This window comes from Arthrobacter sp. AFG20 (assembly GCF_002892795.1).
Taxonomy (GTDB): Bacteria; Actinomycetota; Actinomycetes; order Actinomycetales; family Micrococcaceae; genus Arthrobacter.
This window is the reverse complement of the sequence record NZ_PJMC01000001.1, coordinates 127,557-154,371: the sequence shown is the minus strand read 5'-3', so window position 1 is coordinate 154,371 and position 26,815 is coordinate 127,557. Positions and strand designations below refer to the sequence as shown.

Here is a 26,815-nt window from a genome sequence, read left to right as displayed (position 1 = left end):
GAATCAATCCTAAGGCGGGGGTTTGCACACAAGCGGGGCAGGGACGGCAGTGGCCGGGTCCGAAAGGACCCGGCCATCGGTCCGCGCTTCAGTTAGCGCGGGAAGGGGTTCTACCCGAATTACTCGGCAGCAGCTGCTTCGGCCGGAGCCGCCGCTGCGGCGGCTTCCTCGGCTTCGCCCTCTTCGGCCGTTGCGGCGGCCTCGGAGATGTTGACAACCAGGGCCTCGGCGTCGGTCAGCAGGACGGAACCCTTGGGGAGCACGAGGTCGGAGGCGTGGATGTGCTCGCCGGCGGTGCGGCCCTCGATGTTCACCTCAACGGACTCGGGCAGGTGGGTGGCCTCGGCCTCGAGGGAGATGACGGTGAGTTCCAGGTTGTGCACGGTGCCCGGGGCGGTTTCACCGGAAACGTGCACAGCGACGTCCACGGTGACCTTCTCGCCCTGGCGGACGGTCAGGAGGTCGATGTGCTCGATGATCTGCTTGATCGGGTCGCGCTGGATGTCCTTGACCAGGGCCAGGTGGCCTTCGCCGTTGAGGTCGAGGGACAGCAGGGCGTTCGCGGTGCGCACGGCCAGGGTGGTGGCCTTGGCGGGGAGGGTGATGTGGATGGGCTCTGCACCGTGGCCGTAGATCACGGCCGGGATCTGACCGGCCATGCGGGCGCGGCGGGCGAATCCCTTGCCGAATTCGGTGCGGGCTTCTGCTGCGAGCTTCTGCTCAGACATGTGAATCTCCTGGTGGATTTATTGGTTCAGCAAGGGCGGAGGTCTGGAGTGACCTTCAACGCCGGGCGGCCCGAAGGCGGCCCCACCAGAAGGGTGGTTCAGACCCAGTCGATAACGGAGACCAGCGGTCCGGTTTTCCGTGCATACGGATTTCCGGGGCTCTCCCTCGCCAAGGTATCGGGAAAAAGTTTACCAGTGCCCGGCCCGTTTACTGAAAACGAGCCGGACTCTGGCGCAGACAGTGCCGTTAGGCGTTGCCGTCGAAAAGGCTGGTGACCGATCCGTCGTCGAACACTTCCCGGATGGCCCGGGCGATGAGCGGCGCGATGGACAGCACGGTGAGCTCGGGGAAGCGCTTGTCTGCGGGGATGGGCAGCGTGTTGGTGACCACTACTTCGCGGGCGCCGGACTCGGAGAGCCGTCGGCCGGCGGGGTCGGAGAACACCGCGTGGGTGGCGGCAATGATGACGTCTTTGGCGCCGGCGTTCTTGAGCACCTGCACAGCGCCGGAGATGGTTCCGCCGGTGTCGATCATGTCGTCGATGAGCACGCAGGTGCGGCCCTCGATCTGGCCCACCACGGTCTTGGACACGGCCTGGTTGGGCACGGTCAGGTCGCGGCTCTTGTGGACGAATGCCAGCGGCGCGCCGCCGAGGCGCTCGGCCCACTGTTCGGCCACGCGCACGCGGCCGGTGTCCGGCGAGACCACGGTGATGTTGTCGGCGCTGACGCGGGTGCGGATGTAGTCCGCCAGCAGCGGGATGGCCATGAGGTGGTCCACAGGGCCGTCGAAGAAGCCCTGGATCTGCGAGGTGTGCAGGTCCACGCTCATGATGCGGTCGGCGCCGGCCGTCTTGTACATGTCGGCCACGAGGCGGGCGGAGATCGGCTCGCGGCCGCGGCCCTTCTTGTCCTGGCGTGAGTACGGGTAGAACGGCGACACAACGGTGATCCGCTTGGCGGAGGCACGCTTCAGCGAATCAATCATGATCAGCTGTTCCATGAGCCAGTTGTTCAGCGGCGCGGGGTGCGCCTGGATGACGAAGGCATCGGTTCCGCGGACGCTCTCCCCGGCGCGGACGTAGATCTCGCCGTTGGCGAAGTCGTAGGCGTCCACAGGCAGCAGTTCCGTGCCCAGCTCCTTGGCGATCTCCCGGGCAAGCTCCGGGTGTGCACGCCCTGCGGCGAGCACCAGTTTCTTCTCGCCGTGAGCCGTAATTTCGGTCATGGTTGCTAGCCCTCTTCTGTAGATGCGGGGGAATTTGAGGTCTCATTGCGGCCTTCGCGGGCCACGGCGGCTTCTGCCAGTTCCGCGGAGAGCGAGCCGGGGCGGTTGGCCGCGACCCAGCCCTCGGCGTTGCGCTGTGCTGCCATGGACAGCGCCAGGGCACCGGCGGGCACGTCCTTGCGGATCACGGCTCCGGCGCCGCTGTAGGCACCGTCCCCCACCGTGACCGGAGCGACGAATACTGTGTTGGAGCCAGTGCGCACGCCTGAGCCGATCACCGTGCGGTGCTTCTTCTCGCCGTCGTAGTTCGCGGTGATGTTTCCGCAGCCGATGTTGGTGTCCTCGCCGATTTCGGCGTCCCCGGCGTAGCCCAGGTGGGACAGCTTGGAGCCGCGGCCGATCCTGACGTTCTTGGTTTCGTAGAACGCGCCGATCTTGCCCGTCTCGCCCAGGACCGTTCCCGGGCGCAGGTAGGTGAAGGGGCCAACGCTGGCTCCCGCGCCGATCTCCGCGCCGGATCCGTGGGTGCGGGTCACCTTGGCGCCCTCGCCGATGCTGACATCCGTCAGTGTGGAGTCGGGGCCGACGACGGCGTCCCGCGCCACCGTGGTGGCGCCGTGCAGCTGGGTGTTGGGCAGGATCCGGACGTCCTCCGCCAGGGTGACCGTGGAGTCGATCCAGGTGGTGGCGGGGTCAACCACGGTAACGCCGGCACGCATCCAGGCTTCCACGGTCCGGCGGTTGTGCTCCGCGCCGAGGGCGGCGAGCTGGACGCGGTCGTTGACGCCTTCCACCTGCCAGCGGTCGGCGGTGACGACGGCGGCCACGCGGCCGCCTGCGTCGCGGGCCAGCCCGAGGACGTCGGTCAGGTACTTTTCGCCCTGCGAGTTGTCGGTGGTGACGTGGCCAAGGGCGTCGCGGAGGACCGCGGCGTCAAAGGCGTAGATGCCGGAGTTGATCTCACGGATCGCACGCTCGGCGTCGGTGGCGTCCTTGTGCTCGCGGATGCCGGTAACGGTGCCGTCTTCAGCGCGGAGAATGCGGCCGTAGCCGGTGGCGTCGTCCAAGATCGCGGTGAGCACCGTGATCGCGTTGCCCTGGCGCTCGTGGGTGGACACCAGCTCGGACAGCATGTCACCCGTGAGCAGCGGGACATCGCCGTAGGTGACCACGACGGTCCCGGCGACGGGTTCCTTGGCGTCCAGGGCTTCGAGGGCAACTTCGACGGCGCGTCCGGTGCCGGGCACTGCATCCTGGTCCACGATCAGGGCGTCAGGATCGAGTTCGGTGAGGTGGGCGGCGACGCGGTCCCGCTCGTGCCGGACCACCAGGGCCAGTCGCCGCGGGTTGATGCTGCGGGCGGCCAGGAGGGCGTGGCCCACCATGGAGCGGCCGCCGATTTCGTGGAGGATCTTGGGGGTACGGGATTTCATCCGGGTACCGGCACCTGCAGCTAGGACGATTACGGCGGCTGGGCCGGACTTGTCGGGGCTCACGTACGGGCTCTCCTTGCTCGGTTGCGCTGTCCTGCATCCGCGGCTGCCTGCGCGGCGGCGTCCGGGCCTGTGCCCGGAACCGGCAACAGAATTTCATCCTACTGGACAGCTCTGATGCAGCTGTTCCGCCCATAGGATTCGAACCTATACTCCACGGCTCCAAAGGCCGGGGTGCTGCCATTACACCAGAGCGGACCGTGCCCGGCGCTAAGCCTGGGCACGAGAACCAATTCTGCCACGAACGTTGACGCTCGTGCGACCTCGGCGCTTCGGGTGCGCCGGCGCCGGTCGGGGCACGCGCCGGGACCCGCCGCCACCCCTGCCAGCCGCTTGGCGTAGGGCATGATTGGACGGTGAGCAACAGCACAGGGACAACTGACGGTCCGGGGAACCTGCCAGCAAGGCCCGACGCAGCCGCGGGTCGCATCCCCCGGTCGCGGATGACCGGACCCCAGCGGCGGTCCCAGCTCATCGAAGTAGGGCGGGCCCTTTTCGCGGTGCGGGGGCTGGACGGCACAACCATCGAGGAGATTGCGGCCGCCGCCGGCGTTTCCAAGCCCGTGATCTACGAGCACTTCGGCTCGAAGGAAGGCCTGTACACGCAGGTCGTCGAGTACGAGTTCCGGATCCTGCTCGCAGCCATCAATGACGCACTCACCCAGGAAGCCAAGCCGAGGGTCCTCGTGGAACGAGCCGCCCTGGCCCTGCTCACCTACATCGAGGAACGCACCGACGGCTTCCGCATCCTCATGCGGGACGCTCCACCGTCCCAGCCCGAAGGCGCCTTCTCCACGCTGCTCTCCCACGTGACCGCGCGCGTAGAACACATCCTGTCTGACGAATTCGCCCGCCGCGGGTTCAGCGCAGCCGACGGCGCCATGTACGCGCAGATGCTCGTCGGCATGGTGGCGATGACGGGCCAGTGGTGGCAGGACGCCCGCCAGCCCGACAAACGAGCCGTCGCCGCGCACCTCGTCAACCTCGCCTGGAACGGCCTGACCGGCCTCAAAAAGGACCCGGAACTCCGCAGCGAGGACTAGTCCGGCAGATCGTCGTCGGGGTTTCCACCCTGCTCCGCTCCTGATGGAGTTTTTGTCCAGATAATGGGACTTCGGAGGCCTTGAGCGCCCGATATCTGGACAAAAACTCGGAACCCGCTACTCGCCGAGGACTTCCAGGGCCTCGAGCCACTCGAGTTCCAGGGCTTCGCGTTCTTCGGCCAGGGTCTTCAGCTTCTTGTTCTGCTCGGCCATGGCGTCGAAGTCGTTGTCCACCGTGCTCTTGACCATCTGGGCGTGGATCTTCTCTTCCTGCTGCGTCAGCTTGCCCAGCTGGCGGTCGATCCGGTTTTTGGCCTTGCGGGCGTCGCGCTTCTCGGCTTCGGACGGGCCTGCGACGGCCGGTGCCGAACTGCCGCTGGCACCGGTGACGGGGTTGCCGCCGCCGGTGATGGTGGAGCCGGCCAGGGCACCTTCGCGCAGTTCGAGGTACTGGTCCACGCCGCGGGGCAGGGCGCGGATCTTGCCGTCGCCCAGCAGAGCCATCTGGTGGTCCGTGACGCGCTCCAGCAGGTACCGGTCGTGGCTGACCACAACGAGCGTCCCCGGCCAGCCGTCCAGGACGTCTTCGACGGCGGCCAGGGTGTCCGTGTCGAGGTCGTTGGTGGGTTCGTCGAGCATGAGCACGTTGGGCTCGCCCACCAGGAGGCGCAGCAGCTGGAGCCGGCGGCGTTCACCGCCAGAGAGGTCCCTGACCGGGGTCCACTGCTTCTCGTTGGTGAAGCCAAGCTGTTCCACGAGCTGACCGGCGCTGAATTCCTTGCCGCCAACGTTAAAGGACCGCTTCTCGCGTTCGATCACTTCGATGACGCGCAGGTCCTTGACGTCGTCGAGCTCCTTGACCTCCTGGGTCAGTACGGCGGTGACCACCGTCTTGCCGCGCTTGACCTTGCCGGAGGTGGGCTGGATTTCACCGTTGAGGAGCTTCAGGAGCGTGGTCTTGCCGGCGCCGTTGACGCCGACCAGCCCCAGCCGCTCCCCCGGTGCGAGGCGAAGGGTGATGTTGTCGAAAAGCTTCTGCCCGGCGTCGCCACCCAGAAAGTCCAGGGAAACGTGCTCGAGGTCGAGCACATCCTTGCCTTGGCGCGCCGTGGCCATCTTACTCAGCGCCATCGAGTCGCGCGGCGCCGGAACGTCCGCGATCAGGGCATTGGCTGCCTCGATCCGGAACTTGGGCTTTGCAGTGCGGGCAGGGGCGCCACGGCGCAGCCAGGCGAGTTCCTTCTTAACCAGCTGCTGCCGCTTGCCTTCCATCACCGACGCGGCGCGGTCACGTTCGGCACGCGCCAGGACGTAGGCTGCGTAGCCGCCTTCGAAGGGGTCCATGATGCCGTCGTGGATTTCCCAGGTTTTGTTGCAGACTTCGTCGAGGAACCAGCGGTCGTGGGTAACCACCAGGAACGCACCCTGGTTGGCCCGCCAGCGGGTCTTCAGGTGGCGGGACAGCCAGGCGACGCCTTCGACGTCGAGGTGGTTGGTGGGTTCGTCGAGCATGATCACGTCGTGGTCTTCGATCAGCAGCTTTGCCAGGGCCACGCGCCGTTTCTGGCCGCCGGAGAGTGCGTGCACATTGGCGTGCCAGTCAACGTCGGACACCAGTCCGCCCATGATCTCGCGGATTTGCGGATTGCGGGCCCATTCGTAGTCCGCCTGGTCGCCGACGATCGCGGCGCCCACCGTCAGGTCGGCGTCGAGGACGTCGCTTTGGTCCAGGTATCCGATGTTGACGTCCCCGCGCTTGGTGACCCGGCCGGAATCAGGGGTGGACCGCAGTGCGAGCAGCCGCATCAGCGTTGACTTGCCGTCACCGTTCCTGCCGACCATCCCGATCCGGTCACCCTCTTCGAGTCCAAGGGTGATGCCGTCAAGAACGGTGCGGGTTGCGTACGAGACTGTGAGGTTCTCGCCGCCGAGCAGGTGTGCCACGGGGAACTGCTTTCTGATGTGATGGTTGGAAGGTATTAAAGGAGCGTATCGGAGATGATGCGCGCGCCGGGCACGGGGCCGTGGACGGCCAGTGCGTTGAGCCCCTTGTGCTGCAGCTCCCCGGCGAGGTTCTCCGCCGCTTCGGGATTGTGCGCCAGCAGGGCCACGGTGGGCCCGGAGCCGGAAACGATCCCGGCAATGGCTCCGCAGGACTCGCCCAGTCCCAGTGTGTCCCGGAGCCCGGGGGCGAGTTCGATGGACGCGCGCTGGAGGTCGTTGACCAGCACCCGGCTCAGGGCATCGGCGTCGCCGCTGCGCAGGGCCTGCAGGATCTTGGGGTCCACAGCCGTGGGCTCGTCGCCGTCCACGCCCTCGGCATCGCGGAGCCGGTCCAGCGTCCGGAATACCTCCGGAGTGGACAGCCCGAACTCTGCGGTGACAAGGACCCAGTCCATCTGGGCCTTTGCGAGCGCGGGAGACAGCTCATCGCCCACGCCCAGCCCTACGGCCGTGCCGCCCAGCAGGGCGAAGGGAACATCCGCCCCGAGCTCGGCGGCGAGGTGGGCGAGCTCATCCCGGGACAGGCCGCTGTTCCACAGCGCGTCGCAGGCCAGGAGCGTCGCGGCAGCATCAGCGGAACCGCCGCCCATGCCGCCCGCCACGGGCACCCGCTTCGTGATTTCAAGATGCACGCCGCTGGAGTGTTCTGACACATCGGCCATGATGGCGGCTGCCTTGTAGGCGAGGTTCCGTTCGTCGAGCGGGATGTCCACCCCGTCGAGGTCAAGCGTGCTGTCGGGGCTGATGCTGACGGTGATGCCGTCGGAGGCCGTGCTGGTGGCCGCGACTTCCTCGTACAGCGACACTGCCAGGTAGACGCTGGCCACGGAGTGGTAGCCATCCGGCCGCAGCGGCCCGACGTTTAACGAGACGTTCACTTTGCCCGGAGCCTTGACCCGGACGGTCCTTGCCGCAAAGCGCCCCCGCACGCCCTGGACCGCCATCAGGCGTCCGCAGCCGCGCGGGCTTCGGCGATCCTCGCGAACGCCGCGATGTCGATCACTTCGCCCCGCGCGGTGGGGTCGACCCCGGCCGCAACCAGGCACCGTTCCGCTTCGGCGGCGCTGCCGGCCCACCCGGCCAGGGCTGCGCGGAGGGTCTTGCGGCGCTGCGCGAACGCAGCATCGATGACGGCGAAGACCTCCTGGCGGCTGGCGGTGGTGGCCGGGGGCTCGCGCCGGGTGAAGGCCACGAGCCCGGACTGGATCTTGGGTGCGGGCCAGAACACGTTCATGCCGATGATGCCGGCCTTGCGCATGCTGCTATACCAGGCTGCCTTGACCGAGGGCACGCCGTAGATCTTGGATCCCGGTTCGGCGGCGAGCCGGTCGGCGACCTCGTCCTGGACCATGACGAGTCCGTGGCGGAGCGACGGGAAGTGCTGCAGCAGGTGCAGCACCACGGGCACCGCGACGTTGTACGGCAGGTTGGCGACGAGCGCTGCGGGCTCGGCCGGCAGCTCGGTCACCTTCATGGCGTCGGCGAGGACCAGGTGGAAGTCACCGGTTGAGTCGGGCCGCCATTGCCGGATGGTCTCCGGCAGCTTCGCAGCCAGGACGGGGTCAATTTCGACGGCGACCACCGCCTTGGCGGCGTCGAGGAGCCCCAGCGTCAGCGACCCCAGCCCGGGTCCGATTTCGAGGACCGTCTCGTCGGGTCCGATGCCGGCAGCGGCCACGATCCTGCGGATGGTGTTGCCGTCGATGACAAAGTTCTGGCCAAGTGTTTTGGTCGGGCGGACGCCGATCTCCCCGGCCAGCCTGCGGATATCGGAGGCACCAAACAGAGGAGCGGGCGCAGTGCCGGAGGCGGAGGGGGTCGGGTCAGTCACCTAGGTATCCTATCCCGCAGTTCAGTATTGGGCGGGGCCCGCTGTTGGGCGGGGACGTCATTGTTATGAGGGGACGGCGAAGGCCGGGCCCGGAGATTCCGGACCCGGCCTTGGCAGCCTCCGCGGCTGTGGTCAGCTGCCGCAGCGGCAAGGGTTTGTTTTGCGCCGGCTGTTGTTGGCGCCGGTGGCTAGCTGCTGGCAGCCCAGCCGCAGCCCCACGGCTGAAGGCCGCGCTCCGCGTAGATGCGGTTGGCAATGTCGATCTGCTGCGCCTTTGTGGCCTGGCTTGCATTCGGAGCATAGGAGCCGCCGCCGGCGCCGATCCAGGTCTGGACGTCGAACTGCAGGCCGCCGTAGTAGCCGTTGCCGCTGTTAATGGACCAGTTGCCGCCGGATTCGCACTGGGCGATCTTGTCCCACATGCCCGGGTTCATCATGGCCGGGGCCGCGGCCCCGGTGTTCCCGCTGTCGGCCTCGGCGGCTGGTGCCGGCTTGGGCTCTTCCTTGGTGCCGACCGTGATCTTCTCGGTCACCGGCTCGCGGGTGGTGGTCTTGGAAACGAGCGTCCGGGAGGCCTCACGGCCATCGACGAGGACGAGCTTGTAGGTGAGGGTGGTCTCGCCGGGAACGCCTTCCTGGGTGACTTTCTCTTCACCCTTGGGGAGGGTGTCGCTGTCCGCGGTGAGCGTTTGGAACGCGACAGCTTCGGTGACGGTAGTGGTCTTGCCGGTAACGCGGGACACCTTGATCACCATGTTGCTGACCACCGGGGCGTGTGCCGGCTGCGACGTCCGGTCAGCGGCGGCGAGCCGGATCCCTGCGTCCTTGAGGACCTCGCCGACGTTGGCGGCCGTGGTGGTGGTCTTCTTCGCCATGCCGTCGGCGATGATGCTGACGGTCTTCGGCGTCGAGATGGCCACGAACGAACCGTCCACGGCCAGTTGCGCGTCCTTCGGCACGGAGAGCTCCGAAGAACTGGCCACGCCGAGCTGGGTCACGAGCCCGGCCACGTCCTGCGCCGTGGTGTTCACGGTCTTCTCTGCGCCGTCCAGGCTGACCTTCACGGCCTTCGCCATGTTCACGTTGATGACGGAGCCGTTCTGGACACCGGCGTCGAGTGCGGGAGAGACGCGGTCGGCCGGGTGCAGCTCGACATTCGCGCTCTTGACCACCTGTTCGACGGTGCCGCCGAAGGTCTGGACGGAGCTTACTTTCCCGTCGACGTTCAGGGTGACTGTCTTGTTGTTGCCCACAAAGGCAACGAGCCCCAGCACGAGGGCGCAGAGCACCACCAGTTGCGTTCCGACCTTGATGAAACTGAACTTGCCGTCTGACGTGAAGAAGTTGACCACGATTGCCCGTAACTTTTGAGCCATCCGGGCACGGGGAAAAACGCACAGGGGGACCCGCAGCGGTCACCGAAGAGGTGGCTCCGGGCAGGCCGGAGCAGGCCGCAGGCATGTGCGTCGCCACACTCACATGGCAGGACATCCGAAGGCGCCCTGCCTGTCACGAAAGTGAGTTACATCATCCGGAGGCCTTCCCCGACCCCGGCTAATAGTTTTTCACTGTAACCGAAGCGTTATAACCCATCCAAAATATTTGCCTACCAGGTATGCATTTTTCGTCTTATAGCCCGCGAGGCCTTAGTCCCAGGATCCGTAGGCCCGCACGGTATTTGCGCTTACTTGGCCACAAAACTCGGCCAGGTCCGTTTCTGTCAATTCCGCCATCGCCCGCACGGTGTACGGCAGCATGTAGCTGGCGTTGGGGCGGCCGCGGTGCGGGTGCGGAGTGAGGAACGGCGAGTCGGTTTCGGCCAGCACCAACTCCGGGTCCGCCACAGCGAGCGCCTCCCGAAGATTGGTGGCGTTCTTGAAGGTCAGTGTCCCTGCGAAGGACATGAACCACCCTTCGTCGTTGCAGATCCGGGCAAGCTCCCCGTCCCCGGAAAAGCAGTGGAAAACGACCCGCTCCGGGGTGCCTTCCTCACGCAGGACCTGGACCACATCCTGGTGCGCGTCGCGGTCATGGATCTGCAGCGTCCGGTCCAGCCGCTTCGCGATGTCGGTGTGCCGGCGGAAGGAGTAACGCTGATGCGCCAGCCCCTCCCCTTCCGTGCGGAAGAAGTCCAGGCCGGTTTCGCCGATGGCCCGTATCCGTGGGTGGGCCGCGAGCTCCTCGATCTCCGCCAGGGCGTCCTCAAGCTCACCGCGGACCGCATAACCCGGCGCGTCATTCGGGTGGAGGGCCACCGCCCCCAAAAGGCGCGGATCCAGGTCGACGGCGCGGACGGTAAACCTCGAGGATTCGAGGTCACAGCCCACCTGCACGGCGCCACAGACCCCCACCGCTTCGGCTGCATCGAGGGCAGCGGCAATGTCCACCCGGACATCGTCAGTCGGGAAGTCCAGGTGCGTGTGGTTGTCCATCACGGGAACGGGCAACGGTTCGGGTGACGGTGGGAACCCGCGCTTGCCGGAACCGTCGCTGCCGGGCGCCCGGTAGGGCCGGGGAGTCAGGGAATGCCGCATTCCTCCAGCCTATCCGCCGCCCCGGCTGTGCATTTCCACCACCCGGTTGCGCCTCCCCCGCCGCCCCGGCAGCGCTTCTCCCGCCGGCCCCGCCATGACTTCTCCCGCGAGGCGCCACCCGGAGACTACCCTTGGTATTACCGGGAGATTTACGGGGAACTCTCTGTTAGCCACGGCAGTTGTGTTAGTACGCTGGTACGGACGGATGTGAGCGCCCAACGCGGGCAACGGCAGGCCTCCGCCGCTTCGTTCCGCTTCACTCTGGGCTGAAAGGTTGCCGATGGAACCGCACCGACGCATCACAATCGACGAAGCACTTCCGGGCGGACAGGGCTTCACGGGAAGTACTGCGCGCGGCGTCAATTCCTTCAACGGCCACAAGTCTGTTCCCCTGGAAGCTCCGGCTTTCCGCGCCGCGAGCGAACGCATCCTCTCGGCCATCAACACGGTCATCGACGGCAAGGCCGAGGCTGCAAAGCTGGCGCTGACGGTCCTGCTCGCCCAGGGCCACCTGCTCCTGGAGGATGTCCCCGGGGTGGGCAAGACGCTGCTGGCCAAGACCCTGGCACGCACCATCGACTGTTCCGTCAGCCGGATCCAGTTCACGCCCGACCTGCTCCCCTCGGATGTCACCGGCGTCTCCATTTACAACCAGTCCTCGCGCCAGTTCGAGTTCCGGCCAGGCGCCGTGTTCGCGAACATCGTCATTGGCGACGAGATCAACCGGGCCTCCGCCAAGACGCAGTCTGCCCTGCTCGAATGCATGGAGGAGCACCAGGTCACGGTAGACGGACACTCCTACAAGCTCGGCGAGCCGTTCATGGTGGTGGCCACCCAGAACCCCATCGAGATGGAGGGGACCTATCCGCTCCCCGAGGCCCAGCGGGACCGCTTCATGGCCCGGATCTCGATGGGATACCCGGACAAGGATTCTGAGATCGAAATGCTCGAGACCCACCAGGCCACGTCGCCGCTTGCCCGGGTCAAGGCGGTCGTCACGGCAGCGGATGTGGCTGCCATGATCGCCACCGTCCAACAGGTGTTCGTCTCCGAAGCCGTCAAGGAGTACACCGTGGCCGTCGGCCGGGCCACGAGGGACAGCGCCATGCTGCGCCTGGGCGCGAGCCCGCGCTCCCTGCTGCAGCTGATCCGGGCCGCGAAGGCGACGGCGGCGCTGGACGGCCGGGATTTCGTCCTGCCGGATGACGTCGTCGCCGTTGCCGAGGCGGTGCTGGCCCACCGGATCATCCTCGACCGCAAGGCCGCCAGCACAGGCGAGACCCCGCAGGGTGTGATCCGCAGCGTCCTTGCCCGGATCCCGGTCAGCCGGGAGATGACTGACACGGCAAACGCCGGGCGGACCTCGCCCGAACTCCGCCCTAGCCGCTAGTCAGGACCATCGCCGTGGCACTGCTGGACAGCCTTCCCCGACATCTCTTCAGCTCCCGGGGCTGGGGACTCCTGGCGGCCGGCGCCGTCTCGCTGCTGTGTGCCCAGGTCATGGGCCGCCGCGACCTTCTGGCCCTCGGCGTCCTGCTGCTTGTCCTGCCGCTCGTTTCACTGGCCGGCATCAGGGTGGTCAAACCGCGGTTCCGGGTGTACCGGGAGTTCAGCCCTTCCACGGTGGAGACAGACTCGGTCACCACGGTCCGGCTTGCCGTCGCCCGGACCGGGCTGGGCACAGGCCGGGTCATCATGGAGGAGCGGCTGCCGCCCCGGTTCGGTGAATCCCCGGCCTTCCGTTTCCCCGCCAGGTCCGCCTCGGGCGGCACCAGCCGCTATGAGTACCATCTGCGGTCCGGAAAGCGGGGACAGTTCACCATCGGCCCCGTCACCGCCGAGTTCACGGATCCGTTCGGGCTGTCACTGCACAGGCATTCGATCGACGACGGCGACACCCTCACCGTGACCCCGGCCGCCGTCGAACTCCCGTCCACCGGCCTTGCCGGCGCGCGCGGCAACGACGGCATCACGGCCACCCGGACGAGGGCCAATCCCAGCGACGACGATGTCATGACGCGCGAGTACCGGCACGGCGATCCGATGCGCCGGGTGCACTGGCCGGCCACCGCGCGGCACGGCGCCCTGATGGTCCGGCAGGAGGAATCGGTCACCACACCCGAGGCCACGGTGATCCTGGACCACCGGTTCGGGGCCCACTCCTCGGGCTACGGCTCGGTGTTCGGCAGCCAGGCCGACGACGGAAGCGACCTCGTCACCAGCGACACCTTTGAGTGGGCCGTCACGGCGGCCATGTCCGTGGGCGCCCACCTCGCCGAGCTCAATTACACCCTGCGTTTTTTGGACGCGGCGGGTGAACCAGCCTTCCAGCGCTCGTCCTCGGCCCCGGAGCCTGACAACGACCTGTACAGCGGCGCGGCCGGCATCCAGTCCATCGCCGAGAGCCTCGCCGCGATCCAACTGACCGGCCCGCACCATGCGCGCAGGGAACACGACACCGGGCGGCGTGAGCATGCGGGCAGTGCCGATTCTGCCCAAACCGTCTTTGATGACCGGCTCATGGACAAGCTCGCGGCCCACCGGATGCGCGGCCCAGTCCTGGCGCTCCTCGGGAAGATTTCGCTTGCGGAGGCCCGGGCCCTCGCACCCGCGGCGGGCTATGCCGCCAACGCGTTTGCGGTGCTGATCACGGACAAACCCGCGGAGTGCCACGATCTGCTCGAGGCCCTGCGTTTGGGCGGCTGGCGCGCTGTTGCCGTCGAGGCGTCCACGTCGCTGCCGGCCGCCTGGACCTATTTCGACGAGGGCGACGCCGCCCTGTGGACGGCTGCGGCGGACGTCCGCCGCGGGGCGGAGGTGGGGCGATGACACTGACATCACAACCGCAGGCGGGAACCGGAGTACAGCCGCAGCCTGTTCCGGGCTCCCCCGGCAGCGGAAGGTTCGGGGCCGGCGCTTTTCCGTGGGTCATGTCCGGCGCAGTGGCGTTGTCAGTATGCGGCGCGTCACTGTCTCTCAACGGGGTCCTGCGGGGATGGGCATGGTTCCTGCCTGTCCTGACCACGGTGGTGGTGGTCTCGCTGACCATGGCCCTGCTCCGCACGTTCCGCGCCCAGCCCTTGCTGGTGGCCGCCGGAGGCCTTGCATCCCTGGCCCTCATCCTGACGTTCACCTTCTTCCGGCGCGACAGCATTGCGGGATTCCTCCCGTCGCAGGCAACCTTCGATGCGCTGGGCAGGCACCTTCGCCGGGCGAGCGAAACGGTGCTGGCCGAGAGCTCGCCGGTAGCACCCAATGCCGGCATCGTCCTGGTGACATGCGCCGCGCTCGGACTCGTCGTCATCCTCGTGGATGCGCTGGCCCTCCCTTTGGGCATGCCGGCCACGAGCGGACTTGGCCTGCTGGCGGTGCTGGTAGTTCCGGCCATGATCAAACCGCAGAGCGTCGGATGGCTGGGATTCGTGACGACGGCGGCCGGCTACCTGGTGATCCTCGCGTGCAGCCAGTGGTTTGCCCCCGATGCCCGTACACAGGCGGACACGGCCCGCAACCCCGGCCAGGTCAGGCGCGCCGCGCTGACCGGAAGCGTGGCGCTGGTGGTCACGCTGCTGCTGCAGCTTGTGGTTCCCGGCTTCGACCAGGGCACGTTCCCCCAAGGCTCCCGGCTGAACCCCTGGGGTACGGCCACGGGGCTGAATCCCATGATCAGCCTCGGCAACAGCCTGCGCACCCCGACGGGCGAGGGGAGGATCACCTACGCGACCAACTCCACCACGCCGCTCTACTTGCGCTCCGTCACTGTGGACCGTTTCGACGGCGAGTCCTGGTCCCCGGACGACCGCAACGCGAACCGCCGGGCAGGCACCGGACGGATGGACGCGGGACACGAGATCCTGGCACCCGAACAGACCCGGCAGGTGACAGTGGTCAACACCGGCGATTTCACCAGCCCGTACCTTCCCGTCCCGTACGCCCCCGAATCCGTGAACGGGCTGACGGGGCGGTGGAGCTGGGATCCTGCGACCCTGAGCATCAAAGGCACCGATACCAACTCCCGGGACCAGCAGTATCTGGTGCAGTCCTCGGTGCCGAAGCTGACTACGGAGCTGCTGGATGCGTCCTCCGCCCCCGTCCAGGGCGTGCCGGAGGAGTTCATCCGGCCGCCGTCGAATGTTCCGGACATCGTCCGGACCACCGCCGAGTCCGTTACCGCGGACAGCCGAACCGCCTATGCCAAGGCGATGGCGATCCAGAGGTTCCTGCGCGGCCCGGGCTTCACCTATTCCTTGGAGTCGCCCGTCCAGAACGGGTATGACGGCAACGGGTTGTCAGTCCTGGCGGATTTCCTGACCCAGAAGAGCGGCTACTGCATCCACTTCGCCTCCGCCATGGCGGTGATGGCCCGGCTCGAAGGCATCCCGAGCAGGATCGCAGTCGGCTACGCGCCGGGCAGGCAGACCGGCGCCACGGTGTCCGTCGCCGGCCAGGGAGCACTCCCGGAGTACGAAGTCGACGCACGCGACGCCCATGCCTGGCCCGAGCTGTACTTCCAGGGCCTCGGCTGGGTTCCGTTTGAGCCCACTCCCTCACGGGGCGTGGTGCCGGCCTATGCGCAGGATTCCTCGGCGTCCGGCGGAACCAGCACGAACGAACAAAACAATGACGGCCTGGTGCCGAGCAATGGCGCCACAGCACCGTCGTCGGCGCCGGCGCCTGACCCCCTCCCCCTTCCGGGCAGCGGAACCGCCGACGCCGGGAAGCAGTTGGCGCCCGCTCTCTACACCGCCGCCGGGGTTCTGCTGCTGGTCCTCCTGGCCGCCTCACCCCGCCTGGTGCGCGGAGGCATCCGGGCACGGCGCCTCAGGGGAACGGGCACCGGCAGGAACCGGCTGGCCGAGCCGCCGCTCGTCTGGTCGGAACTCCAGGACCTGGCCACTGACTACGGTGTGCGTCCTGAGCCCAGCGAGACTCCGCGGACATTCTCGGCCCGGCTGCGCGGCTCCCTGGCCATGCGCCTGCGGGCCGAATCAGACACCAGCGGCGCTCCAGACACCGGCAGCGGACCCGGGCACGACGCCGGGACTTTCAATGCCCAGACTGTCCATGCAGTGACGGCACTGACGGATGCCTACGAACGGCATCAGTACGGCCGGCCCGCGGGCCAGGACGCCGCGCGCCACGGCCTTCCGGAGGACGCCGCCGTCGAACACATCGGCCAGGTGCGGCAGGGGCTGCGCCGCAATGCCGGCATAGTCGGCCGGCTCCGCGCCGACTGGCTGCCGCCGTCGGTCCTCTCCCGCTGGGGATCCGTGGCCCGATGGGCTTTCGGCGTCCTTGGCCGGGCGGCATCCCGGGTGGGACACGCCGCCTCGGCCCTGTGGCGCAGGACCCGCAACGGCCTCCGCCGCCTGCGGGCAGGCTAGCCGCCGCCCCCCGAAAGGCTCAACGCCTGCCGGAACGCCAGTAGCGTACAGGCCGTTCCCCGCGGACGCGCCGCCCGGCGGCAGGCAGTCCCGACGTTTGACATGTGACCGGCACCACCCTATCGTTGAGGAACGGGAAAGCGCATTCCGGACGGTTTCCCAAGGCGTGGCCCAAGCAAAATGCCTGCGGACCGTAGCGGCCCTGGCGAGGGCAACCTTTCTGCCTGATCCGGCACCCCACGACGGGTTGATTCGGCGGAGCAATCGATTGTCCAAAGGAGGACGACATGAAGAGCGACACACACAAGCCGCGGACTTCGACTGAACCGCAGCAGTCCAGCTCGCGCCGCTCAAGCAGCACCAGGAAGGCTGCCGCCAGCGGCTGGGTGGGCAGCGCCCTTGAATACTACGACTGGTTCATCTACGCCCAGGCCGCTGCCCTGGTCTTCCCTACCGTCTTCTTCCCCGCCGGAAACCCGACCGTCGCGCTGATCGCATCGCTCGGCACGTACGCAGTGGGATACATCGCCCGCCCGATCGGAGCATTCGTCCTCGGCCAGTGGGGCGACAAGCACGGCCGCAAGAACGTCCTGGTCCTGGCCATGCTGCTGATGGGCGCCTCTACCTTCGCGGTCGCCCTGCTGCCCACCTACGACCAGGTTGGCATCCTGGCCGCGGCCCTGCTGCTGGTCCTTCGCCTCATCCAGGGATTCGCCGTGGCCGGGGAGCTGAGCGGGGCCAGCGCCATGATTGTGGAACACGCACCGTTCGGCCGCCGCGGCTTCTATGCGAGCTTCGCCCTCCAGGGCACCCAGGCCGGACAGATCATCGCCGCCGCCGTCTTCCTTCCGCTCTCGGCTGTGCTGTCCGCTGAAGACTTCCACGCCTGGGGCTGGCGCATCCCGTTCCTCCTCAGCGCCCTGGTGGTGTTCGCCGGCTATATCATCCGACGCCGGGTCGAGGAAACGCCCGTCTTTGTGGAGGAGAAGGCGCACCGCGACGTACCCAAGATGCCGGTGGTCCAGGTGCTGCGGGAAAGCGGGCTGAACGTCGTGCGGGCGGTCTGCATGACGCTGGTCAACGTTGTGGGCGTCACCGTGGCGGTCTTCGGCGCAGCCTACGCCACCCAGCCGGGGTACGGCATCGGCATGAGCACCACGGTCTACCTCTGGATCCCGGTGCTGGCCAACGTCGTCGCGCTGGCCCTTATCCCCTGGTTCGGGGACCTTTCGGACCGCTTCGGACGGCGGCCTCTGATGATCGTTGGCTCGCTGGGATCCGGCGCGCTGGCCTACGGGTACCTGTACGCGGTCAGCCAGAACAACGTGCCGCTGACCATTGTCCTGGCGATCCTGATGTGGGGCACGCTGTACCAGGTTTGGAACGCCACCTTCGCCAGCTTCTTCCAGGAGCTCTTCCCCTCCCGGACCAGGGTCACCGGATTCGCCATCTCGCAGAACATCGGGCTCCTCATCACGTCCTTCCTGCCGAGCCTCTTCGCGGTGGTCGCTCCCCCGGGTTCGGCCAATGTTCCGCTCACCGTCGGGTCCATCTGCTTCGGCATCACGGTTGTCGGGGCGATTGCGGCCTGGTCCGCGAAGGAGACGCACCGGATTCCGCTCAGCGAGCTGGGATCACCGGACGCCACCCCGGTCTCCCGCCAGGAGTACGCAAGCGTCCGGGCCGCAGCCCGCTGAGCTCTGCGGCAACTACCCGTCGCAAAAAAACGCACTGGCCCGCAGGGATTCCTGCGGGCCAGTGCGTTGTGTCGCTGTGCCCGGCGTGTCCGGCGCTGGCCTTGTTAGCCGGCGTAGGGGTCGGCGATGCCGATGTACTGGGTGTAGAGGTATTCCTCGATGCCTTCGAGGCCGCCTTCACGGCCCAGGCCGGACTGCTTGACGCCGCCGAAGGGTGCTGCGGCGTTCGAGATGACGCCGGCGTTCAGGCCGAGCATGCCGGTCTCGAGCCGCTCCCCCATTCGGATGCCGCGGTTGAGGTCCTTCGTGAAGACGTAGGCCACAAGGCCGTATTCGGTGTTGTTGGCCAGGCGCACGGCCTCGTCCTCGGAGGAGAACGTGATGATCGGGGCGACCGGGCCGAAGATCTCCTCGGAGAGGATCCGGGTTCCCTCGGTCACGCCCTTGAGGATGGTGGGCTGGTAGAAGTAGCCCGGCCCTTCGACCGGGGCGCCGCCCACGACGGCGGTGGCGCCGGCGGAGACGGCGTCGGTGACCAGTTCGTGGACCTTGTCCCGGCTCTTCGCATCGATCAGCGGGCCAACCTTGGATTCGGGCTCGGTGCCGCGGGCGGTGGTCATGTCCTTCATCTTCGCGGCGAACTTCTCCGCGAACTCGTCGGCCACGGACTCGTGCACGATAAAGCGGTTCGCGGCGGTGCAGGCCTCGCCCATGTTCCGCAGCTTGGCCAGCATGGCGCCGGCGACGGCGGCATCGACGTCGGCGTCCTCGAACACCACGAACGGGGCGTTGCCGCCCAGTTCCATCGAAGTCCGCAGGACTGTTTCGGAGGCGTCGGACAGCAGGCGGCGGCCCACCTCGGTGGATCCGGTGAAGGAGAGCTTCCGGAGGCGGGAGTCCTTGATCAGCGGGCCGGTGGTGGCGCCGGCCGTGGACGTGGGGATGACGTTCAGGACGCCGGCGGGCAGTCCGGCTTCCTGCATAACGGCAGCGAAGAGTTGTGAAGTCAGCGGGGTCAGGTTGGCGGACTTCAGCACCATCGTGCAGCCGGCCGCGACTGCGGGGGCGATCTTGCGGGTGGCCATGGCCAGCGGGAAGTTCCACGGCGTGATCAGCAGGCACGGACCCACCGGCTTCTTAGTCACCAACAGACGGGATTTGCCGTCCGGGGAGACAGAGTAGCGGCCGAAGGCACGGACGGCTTCCTCGGAGAACCAGCGCAGGAACTCGGCTCCGTAGGTGACCTCGCCGCGCGCCTCGGCCAGCGGCTTGCCCATCTCCAGGGTCATCAGCAGCGCGAAGTCCTCGGCCCGCTCGGTGACCAGCTCAAAGGCGCGACGCAGGATCTCCCCGCGCTCCCGCGCCGGCACCTTGGCCCAGGACTCCTGGGCAGCGGCGGCCGCGTCCAGGGCAGCGGCGCCGTCCTCAGCGCCGGCGTCGGCGATGCTCAGCAGTGTCTTCCCGGTGGCGGGATCCTCGACGTCGAACGTCTTGCCCGACGCCGCGGGACGCCACTCGCCGTTGATGAGCAGGCCTGTGGGAACAGACGCGAGCAATTCGCTTTCGCGTTCTGCGGTAGCAGTGGACTGTGTAGTAACAGACACGGTGACTCCCTCGTCAGCAATCGGATTGCCGGTTATGTGCAGCTCCTGCATACGGCGTGCCGCCGCCTGCCGCCCGCTGCTTGCTTGGCTGGATTAAAAGCCACGCTACTGCCCGTGTCTTGGCAGTGTCTACGCATCGGCGCACTGCCCGTCCCGCCACTCGTTGTGCAGCTGCACAGCGGTCCGGCGGGCTCGCCGGAGCGGGGATGCTACCGCGCCGCGAGGACGGCGGAGTACAGTTCCCGCTTGCTCACGCGGGTTTCTTCGGCGACGGCAGCGACGGCTTCCTTGAGCCGGACACCCTTGGCCACGAGTTCATTGACGGCGGCGACGCCGTCCTCCGGCGAGCCGGGCGCACGCTCCGGCGCACCTGCCACCACCACAGCGATCTCGCCGCGCACCTCGTTGGTCTCAGCCCACTGCAGCATCTCCCGGAGCGAGCCGCGGAGGACCTCCTCGTACGTCTTGGTGAGTTCCCTGCAGACCGCCGCGCGCCGGTCCGGGCCGAAGCGCTCGTGCAGCGCCCGCAGCATGGCCTGAAGCCGGTGCGGCGCCTCGAAGAAGACCATGGTGCGGCGTTCGGCGTCGAGATCCGCCAGGCGGGCGGCGCGTTCGCCGGCCTTCCGGGGCAGGAACCCTTCGAAACAGAACCTGTCGGTGGGCAGGCCTGACAGGGCCAGAGCGGTGAGGACGGCGGACGGCCCGGGGACGGCCGTGACGGTGAGGCCGGCGGCCACCGCGCCTTCGACCAGCCGGAAGCCGGGGTCGGAGACTGCGGGCATGCCCGCGTCGGTGACCATGACAAGGGTTTTTCCGGAGCGGACCTGCTCCAGGAGTTCCGCGGTCTTGGTGGCCTCGTTGTGCTCGTGGTAGCTGATGATCCGCCCGCTCACGGCGACGTTCAGGCTTTGCACCAGGCGGTGCAGGCGCCGGGTGTCCTCGGCAGCCACGATGTCCGCCGTCGCCAGCAGCTCCACGAGCCGGGCGGAAGCGTCGCCCACATTGCCGATGGGTGTTGCCGCAAGGACAATCCGTCCCGGACCGGCGCGGCGGAGGTCCTGATCCCCACTGCCGGCACTCGGTTCTGAACTGCCGGCCGCCTCTGAATTGCTGCCGGGGTCGGAACTGCTGTCAGGGGCGGTGCTCGCTTCATGGTCCACGGATCCAGCCTACTGCCGTCCGGCGAACTCCCTCGCCGCAAACGGTAGCATGGGCTCGTGACGCAGACCTCCGTGCGGCCTGACGGGGCCGAACCCGCAAGCACCCCGGCTTCCGCACCCGCCACCGAAGACCGTGGCCCGCACCGGAAGCGCTGGATCAGCCGTCCCTCGGAGGCATTCACGGCAGATGCCCTCACCCGGCGCCTGATCGGCGGCATCCGCACCTGGCGGGACTACCCGCCGTCGCTCCGGCTCTGGTTCTGGCTGGTTCCCGCCTTGACCGCCGTCGTGGGCGGGATCCTGAGGTTCGTCCGGCTGGACGTCCCCCGCAGCCTCGTGTTTGACGAGACGTACTACGTCAAGGACGGATACTCCCTGCTGGTGAGCGGCTACGAGCGGAGCTGGCCGGACAAGGCCAACGACGCGTTCGTGGCCGGCAACCCCAACGTGCTGCTGACCACTCCCGAATACGTGGTGCACCCGCCCGTGGGCAAGTGGATGATCGCCGCGGGCATGGGGCTCTTCGGAGCAGACAACCCCTTCGGCTGGCGGTTCGCCGCGGCACTGACCGGCACCCTGTCCGTCGCCCTTCTCGCGCTGATAGCCCAGAAGCTTTTCGGCTCCCTGGTCCTTGGCGGCGCAGCTGGGCTGCTGCTCGCCGTCGACGGCCACCACCTCGTCATGTCCCGCACGTCGCTGCTGGACATCTTTCTCATGTTCTGGGTCCTGGCGGCGTTCGGCGCGCTGTTGCTGGACCGCGACGACGGCCGGCGCCGGCTGGCCGCCAGGCTCGGCAGGCAGGCGGCCGCCTCCCCCACCGGCAGGCCATCCACGCTCCAGCTGCTGTCCGGGCCGTGGCTGGGAGTCCGCTGGTGGCGGATTGCGGCGGGCATCTGCCTGGGCCTGGCCGTCGGCACCAAGTGGTCGGCGCTGTTCTTTGTGGCCGGTTTCGGGCTCCTGACGGTGTTCTGGGACCTGAGTGCGCGCCGGATAGCCGGCATCCGCGGCTGGGTCAGCGCCGGAATCATCAAGGACGGGATCCTGGCCTTCCTCAGCATCGTTCCCGTGGCCGCCGTGACGTACACCGCCAGCTGGACTGGATGGTTCCGGTCCACGGATGCCTACTACCGGCGGTGGGCGGAGACGAATTCCAGCGCGGAATGGGGCTGGCTGCCGGACTCCGTGCGGTCCCTGGCGCACTACCACCTTGAGGCCTACAAGTTCCACCAGGGGCTCAGCTCGGAGCACCCCTATGAGGCGAGCGCCTGGAGCTGGCTGGTGATGGGCAGGCCCACGTCGTTCTTCTACGAGTCCCCCAAGCAGGGCACCCCCGGCTGCGATTTCGCCGGCTGCACCTCGGCCATCCTGTCCGTCGGCAACCCGCTGATCTGGTGGAGCGGCGCCATTGCACTGGTCATCCTGCTGTTCTGGTGGGCGGGCAGGCGCGACTGGCGGGCCGGGGCCGTGCTGGCCGCCGTCGCCTCCGGCTACCTGCCGTGGTTCATGTACCCGGAACGCACCATGTTCTTCTTCTACGCGGTGTCCTTCGAGCCGTTCCTGGTCCTGGCGCTGGTGTACTGCCTGGGCCTGGTACTGGGGAAAACCACCGACCCGCCGTGGCGACGGCGCTCCGGGCTGTACGGCGTCGCCCTGTTCCTTGTGGCCGCGGTCCTGGTCTCCTCCTTCTTCTACCCCGTCTGGACCGCCGACATGATCACGTACCAGGACTGGCGCCTCAGAATGTGGATGCCTTCCTGGATCTGAGGCACGATTGCAGGTGTAGCCCCGACGTGATCATCTACGAAATGGAGACCCGCCTGTGAGGGAAGCAAGCACGGAACTGATGGTTGCAGTGGATGACAGCAGCAACGTCACCGACCTGCTCCTGGACTGCTACCGGCACAATCCTTCGCACGCCGTCTACGCCCGCCGGGACGCCAGCGGCTGGCAGAACATCACCGCCGGACATTTCCTTGACCAGGTCACAGCCCTGGCCAAAGGCCTCATTGCCGGCGGTCTGGCACCCGGGGACACCGTCGGAGTCCTCTCTGCCACCCGCTACGAGTGGACGCTGGTGGATTTCGCCATCTGGTTTGCCGGCGGCGTGACCGTGCCCATCTACGAAACCTCCTCGGCGAGCCAGATGGAGTGGATCCTGTCCGACTCCGGCGCCGGGCGGGTCTTCGTCGAAGACCGCCGGAAGGCGGCGCTGCTGGACCAGGCCCTGTCCGCTTCCAGCGTCCTGGCCGGCCGTTTGGTGCCGGTGGTCCGGATGGATTACGACGGCGAAGCCCCCAACCTTGCCAGCCTCGCCGCCGCGGGGGCAGGGGTGACGGACGCCGAACTGGAGCGGCACCGCTCGGCAGCCGTACTGCAGGACGTGGCGTCCCTCGTCTATACCTCGGGCACCACCGGCAGGCCCAAGGGCTGCGAGATCACGCATGGAAACTTCGCCCTTGTTGCCAGGAACATCGTGGCCGTCCTTCCCGAACTGCTGCAGCGGGAGGACGCCAGGACACTGATGTTCCTGCCGCTGGCCCACGTGTTGGCCCGGGCCGTCCAGGTGGTCTGCCTGACGGCCGGAGTGACTCTCGGCCACACCTCCGGAGCCACCCAACTGCTTGATGACCTGGGAACCTTCAAACCGACCTTCCTGCTGGCTGTCCCCCGCATCTTCGAGAAGGTCCACGCCGGAGCCGAGCAGAAGGCAAAAGATGCCGGGAAGTCACGGCTCTTCGGCACCGCCGCGGGGGTGGCGGTCCGCTACTCGGAGGCGCTGGATGCCGCCCGGCGCGGGAAGGGCAGCGGGCCGGGCGCCATGCTGCGGGCGCAGCACGCGCTGTTCGACCGCCTTGTGTATCCCCGGCTGCGTCAGGTGTTCGGCGGCAATATGGAGTACGCCGTTTCCGGCGCGAGCCCGCTGAACGCCCGCCTTACGCACTTCTTCAGGGGCGCGGGGATAGCCGTCCTCCAAGGCTACGGTCTGACGGAGACCACCGCGCCCTGCACGGTGAACACCGCCGGCCTCGCCCGGGTGGGCACCGTGGGGATCCCGGCGCCGGGCACCACCATCCGCATCGCCGAGGATGGTGAGGTCCTGGTCAGCGGCATCGGCGTGTTCAAGGGCTACCACGCGAACGAGGCCGCCAACGCCGAGGCCTTCGCGGACGGCTTCTTCCGCACCGGGGACCTGGGCTCCCTGGACGCCGACGGGTTCCTCACCATCACGGGCCGCAAAAAGGACCTGCTGGTCACGGCCGCCGGTAAGAACGTTGCGCCGGAGCCGCTCGAGGAGAAGATCCGCGAACACCAGCTCGTGGGCCACGCCGTGGTGGTGGGTGACGGGAAGCCGTTCATTTCTGCCCTGGTCAACCTCGACCCCGAGGGCCTCGAGCACTGGTGCACCGCGCGCAGCGTTCCGCTGCTCAGCCCCGCGGAAGCCCGCACGGACCCCGTGGTGCACAGTGCCATCCAGGAAGCGGTGGACCAGGCCAACAGCCTCGTGTCCCACGCCGAATCCATCCGCAAGTTCCGGGTCCTGGATGCAGCCTTCACCGTGCAGTCCGGGCACCTGACACCGTCCCTCAAACTCAAGAGGGCCGCCGTCGTCAAAGACTTTGAAACGGAAATCGAGGAGCTGTACGGCTGAGCAGTCGTCCCTGCCGAAAGGCCGCTAAAGGTTCACGGGACGGATGTTGCCTGTCCGCGGAGCCTCGTCGGCGCCGGTGTCGTCCTTCATGTCGCTGCCCTCTGCATCGCCCTCAACACCGGCACCCTTGCGGCCCTTCCTGGCCGGGGCCAGTCCGCGGCGCCTGCGGGTGGGCCAGGTCAGGATCAGCGTCACCACCGCTGTGATGAGGACAAGGGCGGCGATGACCAGGCCCGCGTCGATCCAGAACTGCCCGGGGAAGAGCCGGATCAGCGTATCCTCAAGCGCAAACGTCCAGGAGCCGGCAGCGAAGAAGATGCGGTGGAACTCGGTGAAGAACTGCTGCCACCCGAGGGCGGCGAGGGTGCCCAAGCCGATGATGAGCACCAGCGTCACGATGGATCCGGCGAACAGCCCCCGGCGCACTCCTCCGGGCGTACGCCGCCGCAGGTAGATGATGGCGATGATGCTGATCAGGATCAGCAGTGCCCCGGCTCCGAACGCGGACAGGAAGACGAGCTTCACGTCGGCCATGTGGCTGACCTCGCCGTCCTTGAACAGCTTTTCGCCGCTGCGGTTAACCAGTTCGCCCAGGTAGCGCGGACCGGACCAGTTGCTCAGGTAGTCCACGGCGTAGGAACCGTACGTCATGCGGTCATCCGCATTGAAGCCGTAGCCGTCCCCGGGGAAACCGGGCCGGTGGTACTCCACCCAGAGGAAGAGCGGGCTGGTCACGGCGCGCACGGCGAGGACCAGGAGGATGATGGGATAGAAAACGGCCAGCAGTACCTGGAGGAACCGGGGCAGCACCGGCTTGGCCCTGGCTGCCTGCTCGCGCTCGGCGTTGCGGCGTTCCACTTCCTCCTGCGGAGGGCGTACCTGCAGGGCGGAAGTGGGGAGCGGTTCGCTGTAGTGGGTGCCCCTGGACGAGGAACCGACCGAAGACGGCTGGCGGAACTCCGTCTTCCGGTCTGTCGCAGCGTCCCGGCCCGCCTCCGCGTGGTCTGACCCGGCGCCGTCGGCGGCAGCCGCCTCCGCCGCCTTGCGGTCGGCACGGCTTTCCGGCTGGGGCGCGGCAGGACCGGCGGCGCCCTCCTCCTCGGCGGCGCCTGCTGCAGGCTCGGGCTTCATCCAGTCAAACGCCGGCTCGTCGGTGTCCTCCGCGGGATCCAGCGCGGGGTTTGCCGCCGGATCCAGCCGCGGATCAAGGCGTCCGGACGGGGTCGGAGTATTGTCTTTCACTGCAGCTTCACTTCCGTAGGCGTCCACGCTCCGAGGCCACCGGGAATGCCGGGGCCGGGCAGCGCTTTGTATCTCCCCAAGAGCCTACCGTCAGCCGCTCCGGCACCGCGATGTGCCACCCCGCCACCTGCGCGAATATTCAGCCGGCAGTAATAATCAGGCTGCAAGTTCCGTATAGCCGGCGTCCTGGCTACCCAGGTCGCCGCGGGCGCCGGCGCGGTAAGCGCGTCCCCCGCAGACCAGCACATACCACCAGTATGCCGCCAGCACCGCCGCGCCGATACTGATCTTCGCCCACACCGGCAAAGTGCTGGGCGTGACGAAACCCTCCACGAGGCCTGAGGCAAACAGCACCAATACCAGGCCAAGCGCCACCGTGATCATGGAGCGGCCCTCTGCTGCGACGGCGCGGGACCGGGTCCGGGCGCCGGGCGCCACCATGGCCCAAAAGATTCTCAGCCCGGCCGCGCAGGCCACGAATACCGCCGTCAGTTCCATGAGCCCGTGCGGCAGGATGTAGCTGAAGAACACGTCCGTCTTTCCCACCGCGGCGAACATCCCGGCCGCCATACCCACCCCCTGGGCGTTGGCGAACAGGATCATGGGCACCCAGAAACCGGTGATGCCCAGGGCCACGGCCTGGGCACTGATCCAGGCGTTGTTGGTCCAGACGGCTCCGGCAAAGGACGCCGCCGGGTTCTCCGAGTAGTAGTCAATAAAGTCCTGCTCCACGTACCGCTGGACTTCCGCTTCCGTGGCAACCGCACGCAGGGCCTCGGGCGAATTGCCGATCCACAGGGCGAAGGCGCAGCCAACGAGGCAGAACGCAGCGCCGCAGGCCACTGTCAGCCAGCGGATTCGGTACAGCGCGGCCGGGAGCGCCAGCACGAAGAACTGCGCCAGGTCCTCCATGAAGTTCGACCTTGCCCCGGTGAAGCGGGTGCGCGCCTGCGCCAAAGTAGCAGAGAGGGATGCGGACAGGCCGCTTTCCGGCCCGGTGGAACGCAGCAGGGAGAGGTGGGCGGAGGTCACCTGGTAAAGGCGCAGCAGTTCATCGGCGTCGGCACCGTTCAGGCGCCGCTGGTGCGCAAGGTGATGCAGCCGCGACCACGTGTCAGAGTTGACGGCGGAGAAGGCGTCCATGTCCACGCTCCTACCCTAGCCTGCAGCGAACTAGACTTTAGGCGACCGGTGGCCGGAACGACGTACGGGGCAGGA

Annotated in this window: 19 protein-coding genes and 1 tRNA gene; 7 read left to right on the top strand and 13 right to left on the bottom strand. The window is 67.7% G+C overall.

The window, feature by feature from the left end:
- Nucleotides 1-119: 119 nt before the first annotated feature.
- From CXZ05_RS00705 to CXZ05_RS00690, 4 genes are all read right to left on the bottom strand, one after another.
- On the bottom strand, nt 120-728 hold the full coding sequence (locus tag CXZ05_RS00705) for a 50S ribosomal protein L25/general stress protein Ctc (RefSeq protein WP_102970708.1): 609 nt from the start codon (nt 726-728) through the stop codon (nt 120-122).
- A 247-nt stretch (nt 729-975) separates the two neighbouring features.
- A complete protein-coding gene (locus CXZ05_RS00700) occupies nt 976-1,956 on the bottom strand; it encodes a ribose-phosphate diphosphokinase (protein WP_102970707.1) in 981 nt (326 codons plus the stop codon).
- A 5-nt stretch (nt 1,957-1,961) separates the two neighbouring features.
- Nucleotides 1,962-3,452: a bifunctional UDP-N-acetylglucosamine diphosphorylase/glucosamine-1-phosphate N-acetyltransferase GlmU gene (gene glmU, locus CXZ05_RS00695; protein WP_102970706.1), complete on the bottom strand. Its 1,491-nt coding sequence runs from the start codon at nt 3,450-3,452 to the stop codon at nt 1,962-1,964.
- A 123-nt stretch (nt 3,453-3,575) separates the two neighbouring features.
- A tRNA-Gln gene (locus CXZ05_RS00690) sits at nt 3,576-3,647 on the bottom strand.
- A 245-nt stretch (nt 3,648-3,892) separates the two neighbouring features.
- Between CXZ05_RS00690 and CXZ05_RS00685 the strand changes: the two genes are divergently transcribed.
- Nucleotides 3,893-4,492, top strand: a complete 600-nt coding sequence (locus CXZ05_RS00685; RefSeq protein ID WP_102970705.1) for a TetR/AcrR family transcriptional regulator — start codon at nt 3,893-3,895, stop codon at nt 4,490-4,492.
- A 117-nt stretch (nt 4,493-4,609) separates the two neighbouring features.
- Here the strand turns inward: CXZ05_RS00685 and CXZ05_RS00680 are convergent, their stop codons facing one another.
- The 5 genes from CXZ05_RS00680 to CXZ05_RS00660 form a co-directional block, all read right to left on the bottom strand.
- Nucleotides 4,610-6,436 (bottom strand): ABC-F family ATP-binding cassette domain-containing protein, encoded by a 1,827-nt coding sequence (locus tag CXZ05_RS00680; RefSeq protein ID WP_102970704.1) that lies wholly within the window; start codon nt 6,434-6,436, stop codon nt 4,610-4,612.
- 35 nt (nt 6,437-6,471) lie between these two features.
- A complete protein-coding gene (locus CXZ05_RS00675) occupies nt 6,472-7,440 on the bottom strand; it encodes a 4-(cytidine 5'-diphospho)-2-C-methyl-D-erythritol kinase (protein ID WP_102970703.1) in 969 nt (322 codons plus the stop codon).
- Nucleotides 7,440-8,327 (bottom strand): 16S rRNA (adenine(1518)-N(6)/adenine(1519)-N(6))-dimethyltransferase RsmA, encoded by an 888-nt coding sequence (rsmA, locus tag CXZ05_RS00670; RefSeq protein WP_102970702.1) that lies wholly within the window; start codon nt 8,325-8,327, stop codon nt 7,440-7,442. The genes CXZ05_RS00675 and rsmA overlap by 1 nt, the downstream gene beginning before the upstream one ends.
- A 188-nt stretch (nt 8,328-8,515) precedes the next feature.
- Nucleotides 8,516-9,703, bottom strand: coding sequence for a resuscitation-promoting factor (locus CXZ05_RS00665; protein WP_258006389.1), 1,188 nt, complete (start codon nt 9,701-9,703; stop codon nt 8,516-8,518).
- Between the two features lie 270 nt (nt 9,704-9,973).
- Nucleotides 9,974-10,861, bottom strand: a complete 888-nt coding sequence (locus CXZ05_RS00660; protein ID WP_102970700.1) for a TatD family hydrolase — start codon at nt 10,859-10,861, stop codon at nt 9,974-9,976.
- Nucleotides 10,862-11,141: 280 nt separating this feature from the next.
- Between CXZ05_RS00660 and CXZ05_RS00655 the strand changes: the two genes are divergently transcribed.
- The 4 genes from CXZ05_RS00655 (at nt 11,142) to CXZ05_RS00640 (ending at nt 17,942) form a co-directional block, all read left to right on the top strand.
- Nucleotides 11,142-12,251: a MoxR family ATPase gene (locus CXZ05_RS00655; RefSeq protein WP_102970699.1), complete on the top strand. Its 1,110-nt coding sequence runs from the start codon at nt 11,142-11,144 to the stop codon at nt 12,249-12,251.
- 14 nt (nt 12,252-12,265) lie between these two features.
- Nucleotides 12,266-13,690: a DUF58 domain-containing protein gene (locus tag CXZ05_RS00650; RefSeq protein WP_102970698.1), complete on the top strand. Its 1,425-nt coding sequence runs from the start codon at nt 12,266-12,268 to the stop codon at nt 13,688-13,690.
- A complete protein-coding gene (locus tag CXZ05_RS00645; RefSeq protein ID WP_102970697.1) occupies nt 13,687-16,245 on the top strand; it encodes a DUF3488 and transglutaminase-like domain-containing protein in 2,559 nt (852 codons plus the stop codon). The genes CXZ05_RS00650 and CXZ05_RS00645 overlap by 4 nt, the downstream gene beginning before the upstream one ends.
- Nucleotides 16,246-16,532: 287 nt before the next feature.
- Nucleotides 16,533-17,942, top strand: coding sequence for an MFS transporter (locus CXZ05_RS00640; protein ID WP_102970696.1), 1,410 nt, complete (start codon nt 16,533-16,535; stop codon nt 17,940-17,942).
- Between the two features lie 104 nt (nt 17,943-18,046).
- Here the strand turns inward: CXZ05_RS00640 and CXZ05_RS00635 are convergent, their stop codons facing one another.
- The gene (locus tag CXZ05_RS00635) at nt 18,047-19,597 is read right to left on the bottom strand and encodes an NAD-dependent succinate-semialdehyde dehydrogenase (RefSeq protein WP_374754608.1); all 1,551 of its coding nucleotides are present in this window, start codon (nt 19,595-19,597) and stop codon (nt 18,047-18,049) included.
- Between the two features lie 158 nt (nt 19,598-19,755).
- A complete protein-coding gene (gene rsmI, locus CXZ05_RS00630; RefSeq protein ID WP_102970934.1) occupies nt 19,756-20,577 on the bottom strand; it encodes a 16S rRNA (cytidine(1402)-2'-O)-methyltransferase in 822 nt (273 codons plus the stop codon).
- Between the two features lie 186 nt (nt 20,578-20,763).
- Between rsmI and CXZ05_RS00625 the strand changes: the two genes are divergently transcribed.
- Complete coding sequence (locus CXZ05_RS00625; RefSeq protein ID WP_102970695.1) at nt 20,764-22,470, top strand: dolichyl-phosphate-mannose--protein mannosyltransferase; 1,707 nt, start codon at nt 20,764-20,766, stop codon at nt 22,468-22,470.
- A 55-nt stretch (nt 22,471-22,525) separates the two neighbouring features.
- Entirely contained in the window at nt 22,526-24,355 is a 1,830-nt protein-coding gene (locus CXZ05_RS00620; protein ID WP_102970694.1) for a long-chain fatty acid--CoA ligase, read from the top strand.
- Between the two features lie 24 nt (nt 24,356-24,379).
- Here the strand turns inward: CXZ05_RS00620 and CXZ05_RS00615 are convergent, their stop codons facing one another.
- Nucleotides 24,380-25,597 carry a TIGR01906 family membrane protein gene (locus tag CXZ05_RS00615; protein ID WP_102970693.1) on the bottom strand — a complete coding sequence of 406 codons (1,218 nt, stop codon included), beginning with the start codon at nt 25,595-25,597 and terminating at the stop codon, nt 24,380-24,382.
- A 156-nt stretch (nt 25,598-25,753) separates the two neighbouring features.
- On the bottom strand, nt 25,754-26,746 hold the full coding sequence (locus CXZ05_RS00610) for a stage II sporulation protein M (RefSeq protein ID WP_180987208.1): 993 nt from the start codon (nt 26,744-26,746) through the stop codon (nt 25,754-25,756).
- Between the last annotated feature and the right edge of the window lie 69 nt (nt 26,747-26,815).

What these genes read in the sequence shown, in the direction of transcription:
- CXZ05_RS00705 (WP_102970708.1), bottom strand. Translation starts at nt 728, where the DNA reads ATGTCTGAGCAGAAGCTCGCAGCAGAAGCCCGCACCGAATTCGGCAAG.
- CXZ05_RS00700 (WP_102970707.1), bottom strand. Translation starts at nt 1,956, where the DNA reads ATGACCGAAATTACGGCTCACGGCGAGAAGAAACTGGTGCTCGCCGCA.
- CXZ05_RS00685 (WP_102970705.1), top strand. Translation starts at nt 3,893, where the DNA reads ATGACCGGACCCCAGCGGCGGTCCCAGCTCATCGAAGTAGGGCGGGCC.
- CXZ05_RS00675 (WP_102970703.1), bottom strand. Translation starts at nt 7,440, where the DNA reads ATGGCGGTCCAGGGCGTGCGGGGGCGCTTTGCGGCAAGGACCGTCCGG.
- CXZ05_RS00665 (WP_258006389.1), bottom strand. Translation starts at nt 9,703, where the DNA reads ATGGCTCAAAAGTTACGGGCAATCGTGGTCAACTTCTTCACGTCAGAC.
- CXZ05_RS00660 (WP_102970700.1), bottom strand. Translation starts at nt 10,861, where the DNA reads ATGCGGCATTCCCTGACTCCCCGGCCCTACCGGGCGCCCGGCAGCGAC.
- CXZ05_RS00655 (WP_102970699.1), top strand. Translation starts at nt 11,142, where the DNA reads ATGGAACCGCACCGACGCATCACAATCGACGAAGCACTTCCGGGCGGA.
- CXZ05_RS00645 (WP_102970697.1), top strand. Translation starts at nt 13,687, where the DNA reads ATGACACTGACATCACAACCGCAGGCGGGAACCGGAGTACAGCCGCAG.
- CXZ05_RS00640 (WP_102970696.1), top strand. Translation starts at nt 16,533, where the DNA reads ATGAAGAGCGACACACACAAGCCGCGGACTTCGACTGAACCGCAGCAG.
- CXZ05_RS00635 (WP_374754608.1), bottom strand. Translation starts at nt 19,597, where the DNA reads ATGCAGGAGCTGCACATAACCGGCAATCCGATTGCTGACGAGGGAGTC.